Source organism: Luteibacter sp. ME-Dv--P-043b (assembly GCF_030209605.1).
GTDB lineage: Bacteria > Pseudomonadota > Gammaproteobacteria > Xanthomonadales > Rhodanobacteraceae > Luteibacter.
In genome coordinates this window covers 152,274-166,398 of the sequence record NZ_JARVRT010000007.1, presented here as the reverse complement: position 1 = coordinate 166,398, position 14,125 = coordinate 152,274, and the positions used below count along the sequence as shown (strand labels likewise).

The following is a 14,125-nucleotide window of genomic DNA, read 5'->3' as shown; positions in this document are numbered from 1 at the left end:
ATGGCTAGCTGTGGGGAAACCGTTCGCCGCGGCGAAGACGTATCGGCCCATGCTCAATATCGGCAGGATCGAGCGTGCTTTTTCCCTGGGTAACGATGATGACGCCGTGGCGGGCGAGCTCGGCGGCGACCTCGCGCACGGAGGGCATCAGGGCCCGCCAGGTCGTTTCGTCGTCGGCCAGTGCGCGGGCCACGTCCGAGGGGCAGATCGACGCCTCGGACGAACGGCGGGACAGCAGATCCGTGATCGAGGCAGCAATATCCATTGCATCACAGTAGATGCATAGCGGTGACGAAGATGTCGTTGCGATCCGACCACCCGGTGTCCACACGAACCGGGGCATGTTTGGGAAGTCAACCAAGCAGAGGTCAGCCATGGTCAGCAAGAAAAATCCTTCGCCCACGTCGTCGCAAGACGCACGGGGTAACGGCGACGAACTCCATCAACATGCCGGCGGTTCGCATCCGCCGTTGACTACCAACCAGGGTCTGACGGTCGGCGACGACCAGAACTCGTTGAAGGTCGGGCAGCGCGGCCCGGTGCTGCTGGAGGATTTCATCCTCCGCGAGAAGATCACCCATTTCGATCACGAGCGCATTCCCGAGCGCATCGTGCACGCCCGTGGATCGGGCGCCCACGGTTTCTTCGAACTCACCGCCTCGCTGGCGGAGTACACCACCGCACGCGTGCTCACCGAAGTGGGGGAGAAAACGTCCCTGTTTACCCGGTTCTCGACCGTGGCCGGTGGTGCCGGCTCGGTCGATACGCCGCGTGACGTCCGCGGTTTCGCCGTGAAGCTGTACACGAAGGAAGGCAACTGGGACCTGGTGGGTAACAACATCCCGGTGTTCTTCATCCAGGATGCGATCAAGTTTCCCGATCTCATCCATGCGGTGAAGATGGAGCCGGACCGCGGTTTCCCCCAGGCGGCCAGCGCCCACGATACGTTCTGGGACTTCATCTCGCTCACTCCGGAGTCGCTGCACATGATCATGTGGGCGATGTCGGATCGGACGATCCCGCGGTCGCTGCGCATGATCGAGGGCTTCGGCATTCATTCGTTCCGCCTGGTCAACGCCGAAGGCAAGAGCACCTTCGTGAAGTTCCATTGGCGGCCGAAGCTGGGCTTGCAGTCCACGGTGTGGGATGAAGCCGTGAAGCTGGCCGGTGCCGATCCCGACTTCCATCGGCGCGACCTGTTCGAGGCGATCCAGGCGGGTAACTTCCCCGAGTGGGAACTGGGCGTGCAGCTGTTTACCGAGGAAGAGGCCGACGCATTCCCGTTCGACCACCTCGATGCGACCAAGCTGATTCCCGAGGAAACCGTGCCGCTGAAGATCATCGGCCGGATGGTGCTCGATCGCTGGCCGGACAATTTCTTCGCCGAGACCGAGCAGGTGGCCTTCTGCCCGTCGCACCTGGTCCCCGGCATCGATTTCAGCAACGATCCGCTATTGCAGGGTCGCCTGTTCTCGTACCTGGATACGCAGCTGTCGCGTCTGGGCTCGCCCAATTTCCACCAGCTGCCGATCAACGCACCCAAGTGCCCGTTCGCCAACCACCAGCGCGACGGTCACATGCAGCACCAAGTGCCCAAAGGCCGCGTCGCCTATGGCCCCAGCTCGCTGCAGGGCGACACGCCGCAGGAAGACCCGGCGCGCGGTTTCCGTTCGGCGGCCATCGAGGAATCGGGCGTCCGCGGCCGGATCAGGGCCGAGACCTTTGCCGACCATTACAGTCAGGCCCGCCTGTTCTACATCAGCCAGACGGCGTACGAGCAGGCGCACATCGCTTCGGCCCTCGTGTTCGAACTGTCCAAGGTCGAAACGCTGCACATTCGTGACGCGATGGTGGGCCATCTTCGCCACATCGACGAATCGCTGGCGAAGCGAGTTGCCGAAGGGCTTGCGCTGGACAACCTGCCGCCGGCACCGCCGGCCCGGGTCGGCGTCGTCGAGATGCCCGCTTCGCCGGCTCTGCAGATCATCGGCAAGATGAAGAAAACGCTGGAAGGCCGCGTGGTAGGCGTGCTGGTCAACGATGGCTCCGACGCGAAGGTCGTGGCCGCCGTGACGAAGGCAGCCGAGAAGGCCGGCGCGACGGTCAAGTTGGTTGCACCGAAGGTCGGCGGGGCGAAGCTGTCCGATGGCAAGAAACTCGCCGCTGACGGTCAGCTGGCGGGTACGCCCTCGATCAACTTCGATGCGGTGGCCATCGTGCTCAGTGCCGACGGTGCAGCACAGCTGGTCAAGGAGTCGGCTGCCGTGGACTTCGTTCGCGACGCCTTCGGACATCTCAAGGCCATTGCGCTGGACGATGGCGGGCGTGCACTGTTCAAGGCCGCCGGCTTGCAGCCGGATGAAGGCGTAGTGGCTGCCAGCGACGCAGCGGGCTTCGTCGAGGCTGCGAAGGGTCGCTTCTTCGATCGTGAAGCGAAGGTGCGCATGCTGGCCTGACTGTTCGGTCGGCGCGTAGTCTGCGCAATCAGGGATGACTGGAAAGGCTCGCCGTTATTGGCGAGCCTTTTTTTGTGTCTTTAGGCACGACCGCGGCCTGTCGCGAAGTTGCTACGGGAACCGCCGTTATTCGCATGGTGCGGCGACGAGGCGCCGGGTGGCCACACTCTGCGCTCGAGCAGCGGCCGCAAGCGGCCGAACTCGCTCAGAGCGTAACCACCCGCCGCCTCTGCGACGACAGAGGCCATCTGAGTGGAGAGCAAAGTGTTGGCCACCTCGGGCGGTAAGCCCGGATACCCGCGTCGCGCGAGGTTGCGAGTGTTGCTTTCCCAGCCCGCAACCTCAGTCGTCAGGGAGGTGTTGGGTGGTCATCCTCTGAGCGAGTTCGGCCGCTTGCGGCCGCTGCTCGAGCGCAGAGGGTGACCACCCAACACCTCCTCCCCCACGCACCCTGCAAGCGACGGCAGCGTTCCCTATGTCCGAGTCTTTCGAAGCGTTTCCACCAGGTCCAGCAGCGCCCGGCGCGATACCGGCTTCTGCAGGAAGGGCAGCGACGAGAACGGCCGGGGCACATCGGCGTGGGCATGGCCCGAAACGAAGGCGACGGCGACGTCCTTGGCGATCAACGTGGTGGCGACACCGAGCGAATCGCCACCGTGGATGTCGATGTCGAGCAGTGCCACGTCCGGACGGTCGGCCAGGATGGCGTCGAGCGCTTCCGGTTCCGATCCGACCGCCTGGCAGACCAGCATGCCGGCATCCTCGAGCACCATCTTGTAAGCGGCCGCTACGGAGTCGTCGTCTTCGACAAGCAGGCAGGTCGTACGGTCCGACAGGTCGTTTCGCATGATTTCAGGTCCACCGCGGGAAGGTTCGACCTTCCGCGAACCGGTGTGGAAACGGTGTGTGACAAATGTCGATTTTTGCCATGCGCGCGAGATCGCAGGAACTTGCGATGATCGGTTGCGCCGCTTGCCCGGCAGGATGGTCGTTCCTGAACAGGGGCGGCCAACGTGCGTCCGAGTGCTTCAGTTTGGCCCGAATCGGCCGATAGCCGAACAACCCCTCCCTGGAGCACACCATGGCAGCGAGTCCCGTGACCCGGGCACTGTCATGGAGTTATGAGCCATGCTCGATGACGATGGAAAGAAGGAACTGAGCATGTCATCCCCAACGGACGTCTTCGCGAACATGCCCGCGTACGGCACCTGCGGGTTGACCTTGCTCGATGGCGATGCACACGAAATCGCCCGCTTGGAGGCGTTGCGTAGCCTCAATATCTGGGATGCCCCAAGCACCCCGGAACTCGATCGCATCACGGCCCTGGTCGCGGAAGCCTTCGCGATGCCGACGGTACTCGTGTCCTTCGTCGGCCGAGAGGCGCAACGATTCGTCTCGTCGGTCGGCATCGATGTGGGTGGCACCGAGCGGGAGGCTTCCATCTGCTCGGTGGCGATCGAACAGCGCGAGGTGTTCGTCGTCGAAGACCTGAGCAGGGATACGCGGTTCATGCACAACCGCCTGGTCTGCCGCCATCCGGGCTTCCGTTTCTACGCGGGCGTGCCCCTGGTCACCTCGTCGGGCCATGCGGTGGGCACCTTGTGCGCACTGGATGTGGTGCCGCGTCGCTTCGACGAGGCGGCACGCCAGCGCCTTGCCTCGTTCGCCGCCCTGGTGCTCGACCAGATCGCGCTGCGCCAGATGGTCGGGCGGCGCGATCCCGTCACCGGCCTGCTGAATCGCCAGCAGTTCTACGTGGACATGGCAGCCATCGCCGCGCGAGGTTTTGCCGGCCATCGCCAGCTGGCGATGGTGGACGTCATGGACCTTCCGATCGCGCACCAGTTGGCGCAAGCCGTGGGCCTGGGCCCCGTCGAGGCCGTCATCCGTCAGGTGGCGCTCCGTCTGGGCGACATCGTCCGACCCCATGCGGAGCTCTATCACGTCGCCGTGGCACGCTTCGCGTTCCTGGTGCCCCCGCTCGATGCCGTGGGCGTGGCCGACCTTCTGGAGAGCGTGTCGTCCGAAGTGGGGCGTCCCGTGCTTGCGGAAGGCGTGCCGTTGCAGCCCAGCTGTCACGGCGGACTGGTGACGTTCGACGAAGCCGGTACCCCGGATGCCCTGCGCCGCGCCCTGGCCGCCACCCAGGATGCCATCGACGGCCGTTCGACCTGGTGCACCTACGACATGGCGAAAGACGCGCGCATGCGCCGACAGTATCGCCTGGCCGCGGACGCCTCCACCGGGCTGCAGCGGGGCGAGTTCCACCTCGTCTACCAGCCTCGTGTCGACATGCAGAGCGGGAAGTTTTCGGGCGGTGAGGCACTGGTGCGCTGGCGCCACCCGCTGCTGGGCGACGTGCTGCCCGGCGAATTCATCCCGATCATGGCCCGGACCTCCACCATGCGCGCCCTGACCGACTGGGTGATCGAGCAGGCCTGCCGCCAACTTGCCGTGTGGCTGGCATCGGGGCTGGACCTGACGTTGTCGGTCAATGTCACGGCGGCCGACTTCGTCGATGGCGGCCTGCCCGGGCGCATCCTCGCTTGCTGCATGCGGCACGGCGTGGAACCTTCCCGTCTGGAAGTGGAGATCACCGAGGGCGAATGGCTCGAGGGAAGCGAGGCCGTATGCGACCAGCTGGCCCTGCTGCGAACCGCCGGCGTCCGCATCGCCATCGACGATTTCGGTGTCGGCTACAGCAATTTCTCGTACCTGTACACCCTTCCGTTCGATACGCTGAAGCTCGACCAGTCGCTGATCCACGGCTTCCTGCACAACCACCGGCAGCTGGCCATGCTGCGAGGCATCGTGCGGCTGTGCGGCCAGCTTGACCTGGACGTCGTGGCGGAAGGTGTTGAGACGAACGAGGAGCACACCGGCCTGCTCGCACTCGGCTGCGCGCGGGCCCAGGGCTACTTCTACGCCATGCCGCTTTCGCCGGCGGCCTTCGCCGATGCCGCTTACGCACATGTCGCGTTGACACGGTAAGGGCTCGAATTCGGTTACCGTGTGCGCTACGCCAGGTGCCGGTCCTGCCTCCGTGTCGGTCCTTTCCCGGCGACCCACCCGGCGCCTGGCACGCGGTTGCCGCAACCCTCGAGTGCCTGATTGAGGGCGCTTTCGGGCCCTTACTCTCATACGGCTCTTGTGCATGGCGCTGACACGCATTCCAACGGGTACGACTGGCCTGGATACCATCCTCAGGGGTGGCCTGCCCGCCAACCGGCTCTACCTTCTCGAAGGACAGCCCGGTTCCGGCAAGACCACCCTGTCGCTGAAGTACCTGCTGGAGGGCGCGGCCGGGGGCGAAAGCTGCCTTTACGTCACGCTATCCGAAACGGCAGACGAACTGCACGAAGTGGCGGAGTCGCATGGCTGGTCGCTGGATGCCCTGCACCTGTTCGAGCTTGCTTCCGCCGAGGCGGTGCTGGGGGACGGTCGCCAGCAGTCCATCCTGCATCCGTGGGAAATGGAGCTCGACGGCACCGTGCGGTTGATCCAGGCCGAGGTGGAACGGGTCAAGCCCACCCGCATCGTCTTCGATTCGCTGTCCGAACTGCGCCTGCTGGCCCAGGACCCGCTGCGTTACCGGCGGCAGGTGCTGGCCCTCAAGCAGTTCTTCGCACCACGGAACATCACCGTGTTCCTGGTCGACGACCTGACGGGGGAGGGCGGTGAACGGGATGCGCACCTGCACAGCCTTTGCCACGGCGTGGTGTCGCTGGAACGGCTGACCCTCGATTTCGGCGCCGCGCGCCGTCGCATGCAGGTGCAGAAGCTGCGTGGGGTCAACTTCATCGCCGGCTACCACGACCTGGCCATCTGCACCGGTGGCATGGAGATCTATCCGCGCCTGGTCGCCTCCGAGCACAACGCGCCGTTCGTCGGCGAGCCGGTGCCCAGCGACGTCGTCGGCCTGGACGAATTGCTCGGCGGTGGTCCACTGCGCGGCACCAGCACGCTGCTGACCGGCCCCGCCGGCAGCGGCAAGACCAACGTGGCGCTGCAATACGTCTCCGCCGCGTGCCGGCGCGGCGAGCACTGCTGCGTCTTCGAATTCGACGAACGCACGGGCACGTTGCTGACCCGTGCCGACGCGCTCGGTTTCGACCTGCGCCCCCACATCGCCAGCGGCCTGCTGGACCTGCGCCAGATGGACCCGGCGGAGATCTCGCCCGGCGAGTTCGCGTGGACGGTGCGCCGGGCCGTGGAAGAAGACAACTGTCGCATCCTGGTGATCGACAGCCTCAACGGCTACCTGTCGTCCATGCCGCAGGAAAAGCAGCTGATGCTGCAGATGCACGAGCTGTTGTCGTTCCTCAACCAGAGCGGCGTCACCACCTTCCTGATCCATCCGCAGCATGGCCTGGTCGGCACGATGGCCACCGGCAACCTCAACGTCAGCTACATGGCCGATACGGTGATCCTGTTCCGTTTCTTTGAAGCGCAGGGCCGGATACGCAAGGCGCTGTCGGTGATCAAGAATCGCAGCGGCGCGCACGAAGACACCATCCGCGAGCTGCGCATCGATCGCTCGGGCCTGCGGCTCAGCGCACCGCTGGATGAATTCAGGGGCGTGCTGACCGGCACCCCGGAGTTCGTCGGCAATAATGCGCCGTTGCTGGAAGAGTCCGGTGCAGGACAGTAAGAACGTCCTGCTGCTGGCGCCTTACGGCAGGGATGCGGAAAGCCTCGCCGCCATCGTGCAGGAACTGGGTTACCGCGCCGAGATCGTCAGGTCGATGGCGGCACTCGCCAGTCGCCTGGATGACAGTACCGGCGTCGTCGTCCTCACCGAGGAGGCCATCGGGTCGATGGGCGGCTTGTTGGCCGACGCGCTGAGCAGGCAGGAACCCTGGTCGGATATCCCGTTCGTGCTGCTGCGTGCGCCTCGCTCGCCCGGTCTGGGCGGGCGCGCCGCGTTGCCGGAGGAAGTGCTCAACATCATCGAGCTGGAACGGCCGCTCAGTGCGTCCGTGCTGGCCAGTGCCGTCACCGCCGGCCAGCGCTCGCGGCAGAAGCAGTTCGTCATCCGCGACCAGGTGCTTCGCCTGGAAGTGAGCCAGGCGGCCCTCGCCGCCAGCGAAGCCGAGCTGCGACTGATCGCCGATGCGTTGCCGGTGCTGATCGCCTTCATCGACACGGCGCTGGTGTATCGCTTTGCCAATCTTGCCTACGAAGACTGGTTCGGCATGCCCATCGCCCGCATCATCGGGCGCACGGTCGACGAGGTGATGGGACCGCGCGCCTGGCACGAGCGACGCGAGGCCATGGGCGTGGCCCTGTCCGGCCGACCCGTTCGCATGGAATTGAGCTGGCCCCACCGGGATGGCCGGCGTCGCGACGCGGAGATCCGTTACCTGCCGCGTTTCGCGGTGGACGGCACGGTGGACGGGTTCCATGTCTTCGCCACCGACGTGACCGTGCGCAAGGTGGCGCTGGAAGCGACCCAGCAGCAGGCGGCCGTGCTAGAGGCACGCGTGGCCGAACGCACCGCCGAACTGGAACAACAGATGGTCGCCCGCGAAAGCAGCGAGGCGGCACTGCGCCAGGCGCAGAAGATGGAGGCGGTGGGGCAGTTGACCGGGGGCATCGCCCACGACTTCAACAACATGCTCACCGGCATCCTCGCCGCGATGGACCTCATGCGCATGCGCATCGACGAGGGGCGCTTCGACAACCTCGACCGGTTCATGAGCGTGGCCACCACCTCGGCCCAGCGTGCCGCGGGGCTGACCCAGCGGCTGCTCGCGTTCTCGCGGCGCCAGTCCCTCGACCCGCGGGCTGTGGAGGTCAACGCCATGGTTCGCTCGGTGGAAGACCTGCTGACGCGGACGCTGGGCGAGCGCGTCCGCCTGCGTACCGACCTGCACGAGGGCCTGCCGCCGGCCCTGGTCGATACCAACCAGCTGGAAAGCGCGCTGCTCAACCTCGCGATCAACGCACGGGATGCCATGCCCGACGGCGGCGAGCTTCGCATCACCACGGCCCTGGCGTCTCTTGCGCAGGAGCCGTCCGGCGCGACCGTGCCGGACGGTCCGTATGTTCGCCTGTCGGTCGGCGATACGGGCGTCGGCATGGCCGGCGACGTGCTGTCGCGCGTGTTCGAGCCGTTCTACACCACCAAGCCGCTGGGCCAGGGCACGGGGCTGGGCATGTCGATGATCTACGGGTTCATCCAGCAGTCCGAGGGTCACATCCGCATCGACTCCACGCCGGGGCAGGGAACGACCGTCGAGCTCTACCTGCCCCTGGCGGCGGAGGGTGAGGGCGCACCCCTGGCGGAGGCCGATGGTGTCGTGGTCGGCGGTCACGGCCAGCGCATCGTGCTGGTCGAGGACGATGCCCAGGTCCGCGTGCTCACCTCGGAACTGCTGACGGAACTGGGTTACCACGTGGACGCGGCCGAGACGGCGGATGGCGCGCTCGGCATCCTCGCCTCGCTGGAGCCGGTGGACCTGCTGGTCACCGATGTCGGCCTGCCCGGGCTCAACGGCCGCCAGCTGGCGGAAATCGTGCGGCAGACGCGGCCCGCGCTACCGATCCTGTTCATGACCGGCTACGCCGAAGGCGCGGCCGTGCGCTCGGAGTTCCTCGAGGCCGGCATGACGATGATCGCCAAGCCGTTCAACGTCGACGTCTTCAGCCAGACCGTGGGACGCATCCTGGCAGGGGGCGAGTAAGCCCCGTCTAGCGGTCTGTCATGAATCTTTTATGCTATTGAAATATAAGTATAATTTTTGATTAATCGCTAAAGCGGAGCGGTTCGGTGCCGATAGGCAGGCACCCCCCCCCATTCGTCGAGCGCATCATGTCCTCCCCCGCTTTTCGCTTGCCGACGCTCACCCTGCGCGCGCGTCTGTTGCTGCGCCTGGCCGGCACCATCCTCCTCCTGCTTGCGCTCTGGATCGTCGGTGGCGTGCAGCTGCGCACGGCCGACGCGCGCCTGCAGTCCGTCGTCGGCGATACGCTGGCGCCCGTGGCCGACGTCGGGCATATCCAGAACGACTACAACGACCTGCTGGACGCCGTGGTGCATGCCACGCTGATGCGGCTGCCCTCGGCCGTCGACGATGCGATGACCGCCATCGGCAGCAATCGCCACGACATCGACCGGCAGTGGGCCTCGCTGACCGCGAGCGGGCTGGGCAAGAGCCAGGCGAAGCTGGTGACCCTGGCGGCGGAGCATCGCAAGGCCGCCGACAAGGCGATCGACGACGTGGTGGCGCTGCTGAAGGCGGAGCAGTTCGACCTGGCCCAGCTGCAGCTGTCCAACGATGTGCAGTCGGCCGTCGGCCCCCTGAAAAGCGACTTCTCGAACCTCTTCGCCCTGGCCCTGGACAACGGCAAGACGGCAGCGGCCGCGCAGCATGCGGATATAGCACGCGGCGGCGTGTTCTCGGCGATGTTGCTGGGCCTCGCGCTGCTGATCGCGAGCGTGATGGATATCGCGATCATCCGCGCGCTGGGTCGCCGGCTCGGCCAGGCCGCCGAGGTCGCCGCGTCGATCGCCGGCGGCACCCTGGGCACCCCCATCGACATCGGCCGCAACGACGAGATCGGTGCCCTGCTGACCTCGCTCGCGGCCATGGATGCGCAGCTCGGCAACGTGGTGACCCAGGTGCGCGACCGTGCTGGCCATGTCGCGCAGGCCGCTTCCGGTATTGCCGACGGCAACGAGGCACTCAACGCGCAGACGCGTGTGCAGTCGGCCCATGTCGACCTGACCACGGCGTCCATGTCCGACATGGCGCAAGCCGTGACCCAGGGCATCGAGCATGCCACGGCGGCCAACCACGCCGTGGTCGACGCGCGCAGCATGACCGACGAGGGGCATCGCGTAGCACGGGCCGCGGTGGGCAACATGCGCGAGATCCAGCGCGCCGGCGAACGCATGGGCGAGATGCTGGATCTGGTCGACCAGATCGCGTTCCAGACCAACATGCTGGCGCTCAACGCCGCCGTGGAGGCCGCTCGGGCCGGCGAGCACGGGCGCGGTTTCGGCGTGGTGGCCGCGGAAGTGCGCGCGCTCGCGCAGCGGTGTGCATCGGCCGCGGGCGATATCCGTGGCCTGATCGCCGCGAGCGACGAGGCCGTGCAGGCGGGCGTGGCCTCCGTGGATCGCGCGGGCGAGGTGCTGCACGGCATCGCGGAGCGCGTGGCCCTGCTCAGCCACCTGGTCGCTTCCGTCATGGACGTGACGCGCGGCCAGAGCGAGGGCATCGCCCGTATCGACGGCGCGATACGCGGTATCGAACAGACCACGCGGGAGAACGCCGTGCTGGTCGAGCACGCCACGTCCGCCAGTCATGCCATGCGCGAGAGTGCGGATATCCTTCGCCGCGAAGTCGCCTATTTCGTGCTGGAAAGCGAAGCGGCGTGATGCACCATGTAACGCGCGTTACATGAGTTTTTGGCAACAGGCGGGGGATAAAAACTTACGATCCGTGCTAGCGTGCCGGCCTCGATAAATCGTCGTACCGAGGAAAGGACGCCAGATGACGCCACACACCGAACAGGCCACGCGAGACCTCGGACCCCTGGTCAGCCGCCATGGCCGCTCGCGGACGGCCATCGTGCCGCTGCTTTCCGCCATCGTCTTCCTGCTTTGCAGCGCAGTCATCCCGCTGGCGCTGATGAGCGGGGCCCGTGTCGATCCGACGAAGTTGCCCTTGCTGATCGGCGTGTCCGTCGGCATGGTGGTCGTCGGGGTGCTGATGCTGCTGGGCTGGAAGCTGACGGCGCTGAAGACGGAACTGGCCCTGCACGAGCACGGCGTGGCCGTCCACCGGCGCGGCACGGCGCAGGTCGAGTCCGTGCCGTTCGTCGACATGGCCGACGTCTACCTGTTCCGCACGGGCGGCTATGCGGGCGGCATCATCAACGCCCTGGCTTTCCGGCGCTCGTTGCAGGATCCCTGGGTCGACGTGCTGGACAATCGCCGCAACTCGTTCGCCTTGCGCGCCGCGATCGTCGAAGGCCAGGTCGTCGCGCGTCTGCCGGTGGCGCTCGCCGCCATCGATGCGGGCAAGGCCGTGCGGTTCCACGCGATCGATCGCAGCACCCGGCTGACCAAGCGCCTGATCGGCGGGATGCTGAAGGTCGATGCCCATGCGGTGGATCTCGACGCCACCCGTATCGAAGTGCAAGGCACGACCATTCCCCTCGAGCGTATCCATCGCATCGAGGGCGTCGGTTCCGACGGCAAGGTCAGGCTCCTCGACGAGCAGGGCAAGCTGGTCCACGCGTTCGATTACCTGTGCCTGTTCAGCGCCGACCTGTTCCTGGCCGTGCTGGCGGAACGGATCGATCGACGCACCCCTGCTTACCAGGGCCTCATGGCGCACTGACGATGTCCCATCCGGTGCTGCGCGCGCCCTGGCATGCCGTGGTGGGCGTTCCCCTCCTGCTGTGCCTTGCCGGGCTCGCCCAATATGGCCTTTTGCTGGGTTTCCCGCCGGCCGGCATGGCGTCGCTGGCGTGCATGGCGCTGGCGTTCCTCGGTGCGGTGCTGGGCGCGGTGGGCATCGTCATGACCCACCGCCTGGCGACGAAGGGCATGCAGTCCCGCGACATCCTGGTGCATGCCTTCGCCCAGTGGCACGCGTGCCTTCCGCGGTTGCTGACCTGGCAACTGCTGGCGGTGGGCTCGGCATTTGCCGCGGGCAGCTGTTCGATGCTGATCTGGGGATTCGTCAGCCACGACATCCGCTTCGGCGTCATCATGACGATGTTCACGGTGTTCACCGCCTTCATGATCTGGGTCGCGGTGTCCAGTGCCCGTGCGGAGGCGCTGCCCTTCGCACCGCAGCCCATGCACCTTCTTGCACGTTGCCTCACGCGTGAAGATGCCCCCGCGCTCTGGGCCATGACCGACGACGTGGCCGCCACGCTGGGCGCTCCCCGCCTGGATCACATCGCCATCGGATTACTGGATGGCTTTTTCGTGACCTCCGGAACCATCCGCGCCACGCATGCGGGCGAGTTGCACGGGCACACGCTCTATCTGTGCGCGGCGCACCTGCCGTGGCTGGCGGCCGACGAACTGCGCGGCATCGTCGCCCACGAAATGGCGCACTTCAGCGGCCAGGACCTGGCCTACAGCGAACGCTTCGCGCCGATCTACCACGGGTTCGAGCGGCGGGTGATGTCGCTGGCCGAGTACGAGCACGACAACTGGATCGGCAAGGTTTTTCTCAGGCCCGGACGCATGGTGGCCATGTATGCGCTGTATCGGTTTCGTGCCGTGGAGCGTCACTGGAGCCGGGTGAGGGAGCACGAGGCCGACAAGGCCGGTGCGGCGCTGGTGGGCGCGCCGGCCTTTGCCGTCGGCCTCACGCGCGCGATCCTGCTGGAAACCCGATTGCATGCGTTGTTGGCCACGATCGACCGCTCCGTCCAGGCCGGCGAGGACATCGTCGAGCAGCTGCGCCTCAGCATCCAGGGCTCGCCGCTGACCGATCTGGGCGACGAGCGCATGGCCCATCCCTTCGACGCGCACCCGGTGCTTGCCGAGCGACTCGAAGCGCTCGGCGTGTCCCTCGACGCCGCCCTACGAGAGGCGTCGGCCGGGCGATCACCCGTCGTGGCGGCCACCGATGCCTGTCACGGCATCCTGCCCTGGCAGGCATTGACCCGGGCGCTGACCGACGAACTGCACGAAGCCTTGCGGCACGCGAACCGTGCAACCTCTTCTTCTTCTCCTTCCCATTCCCCTGTAACGAGCGAGTCCGTCTCATGAAAAAACGCTACCTGCCCCTGGCCCTCGTGGCCCTGCTTGCCGGCTGCAGCGGCCGCAGTGCCGACTATGCCATCGACAACCCGACCGACAAGCCGCTGTCGCTCACCATCGACGGCAAGACCTACGAGGTGGCGCCGCACGAGGACAAGGAACTCTCGCTGGACGCTGGCGAGCACACGATGAAGGGTGATGTCGTGGGCGACATCAAGTTCATCTCCTATTACCGCGGCCGTGGCGGCATCATCAATCCCACGCTCAGCGATTACGTGATCTATCGCCAGAGCTTCGAGAAGGTGGGTTCGACCTCGCCGGGCTACATGGGTAAGCTGGACCAGGTGGTCCTGGAAGGCGTGACGTTCGAAGGCACGATGAGGCAGTCCAACGACCTGTTCATCGACAAGGACTGGACCTACGGCGTGGACGAGGAACTGCCGGACAGCGTCGTGGAACATGAGAATGGCTCGAACAACACGGTGCACAACAAGGTGTTCCGCGCCAAGGATTTCATCGTCGCCTTCCTCGGGAAGAACCCCGATGCCAAGAAGGACTTCGAGGCAAACCGTCAGAAGGATGCCCCGCCGGTGGTGCGCAAGGTGACGATCCTGCCGTCCACGTTGCCGCCGATCGACAACGCGGAAGTGCAGCAGCTCAGCCTGCCGCTGCGCGAGAACTACGCGAAGTACCTGAAGGCCAAGGACGTCTCCGAGCAGGAAGCCCTGCAGAAGGAGAACTTCAAGCTGAGCATGGCCTACTCGCATGCATCCGTCGAGATCATGCAGAAGGGATCGCTTTCCAAGGAAGTGAACGAGCAGATGAACGCGTTCCAGGAGGCCATGAACCGGGCCTACGGATCGACCGCCCTGGTCGAGCCGTAAACCGCACATCCTTCACGTTCCCCTCCGGTGGGGTGACGCAGTCTGCCAGC

At 66.0% G+C, this 14,125-nt stretch carries 10 protein-coding genes; 8 read left to right on the top strand and 2 right to left on the bottom strand.

From position 1 onward, the window contains the following. Nucleotides 1-4: 4 nt before the first annotated feature. Nucleotides 5-265: a DUF3253 domain-containing protein gene (locus tag QRN34_RS04735; RefSeq protein WP_285402464.1), complete on the bottom strand. Its 261-nt coding sequence runs from the start codon at nt 263-265 to the stop codon at nt 5-7. A gap of 109 nt (nt 266-374) precedes the next feature. Between QRN34_RS04735 and QRN34_RS04730 the strand changes: the two genes are divergently transcribed. Further along, nucleotides 375-2,456 carry a catalase gene (locus QRN34_RS04730; protein WP_285402462.1) on the top strand — a complete coding sequence of 694 codons (2,082 nt, stop codon included), beginning with the start codon at nt 375-377 and terminating at the stop codon, nt 2,454-2,456. Between the two features lie 473 nt (nt 2,457-2,929). Here QRN34_RS04730 and QRN34_RS04725 read toward each other — a convergent pair whose 3' ends face one another. Continuing rightward, nucleotides 2,930-3,304, bottom strand: a complete 375-nt coding sequence (locus QRN34_RS04725; protein ID WP_285402460.1) for a response regulator — start codon at nt 3,302-3,304, stop codon at nt 2,930-2,932. 313 nt (nt 3,305-3,617) lie between these two features. Between QRN34_RS04725 and QRN34_RS04720 the strand changes: the two genes are divergently transcribed. From QRN34_RS04720 to QRN34_RS04690, 7 genes are all read left to right on the top strand, one after another. After that, nucleotides 3,618-5,447 (top strand): sensor domain-containing phosphodiesterase, encoded by a 1,830-nt coding sequence (locus QRN34_RS04720; RefSeq protein WP_285402458.1) that lies wholly within the window; start codon nt 3,618-3,620, stop codon nt 5,445-5,447. Between the two features lie 163 nt (nt 5,448-5,610). Continuing rightward, nucleotides 5,611-7,107: an ATPase domain-containing protein gene (locus QRN34_RS04715; RefSeq protein WP_285402456.1), complete on the top strand. Its 1,497-nt coding sequence runs from the start codon at nt 5,611-5,613 to the stop codon at nt 7,105-7,107. Next, nucleotides 7,094-9,142 (top strand): ATP-binding protein, encoded by a 2,049-nt coding sequence (locus QRN34_RS04710; protein ID WP_285402454.1) that lies wholly within the window; start codon nt 7,094-7,096, stop codon nt 9,140-9,142. The genes QRN34_RS04715 and QRN34_RS04710 overlap by 14 nt, the downstream gene beginning before the upstream one ends. Before the next feature lie 128 nt (nt 9,143-9,270). Continuing rightward, nucleotides 9,271-10,842 (top strand): methyl-accepting chemotaxis protein, encoded by a 1,572-nt coding sequence (locus QRN34_RS04705; protein ID WP_285402452.1) that lies wholly within the window; start codon nt 9,271-9,273, stop codon nt 10,840-10,842. 115 nt (nt 10,843-10,957) lie between these two features. Further along, the gene (locus QRN34_RS04700) at nt 10,958-11,809 is read left to right on the top strand and encodes a hypothetical protein (protein WP_285402450.1); all 852 of its coding nucleotides are present in this window, start codon (nt 10,958-10,960) and stop codon (nt 11,807-11,809) included. Nucleotides 11,810-11,811: 2 nt separating this feature from the next. Further along, a complete protein-coding gene (locus tag QRN34_RS04695) occupies nt 11,812-13,200 on the top strand; it encodes a M48 family metallopeptidase (protein ID WP_285402448.1) in 1,389 nt (462 codons plus the stop codon). Then, entirely contained in the window at nt 13,197-14,075 is an 879-nt protein-coding gene (locus QRN34_RS04690) for a hypothetical protein (RefSeq protein WP_285402447.1), read from the top strand. The genes QRN34_RS04695 and QRN34_RS04690 overlap by 4 nt, the downstream gene beginning before the upstream one ends. The last annotated feature ends 50 nt before the right edge of the window (nt 14,076-14,125 follow it).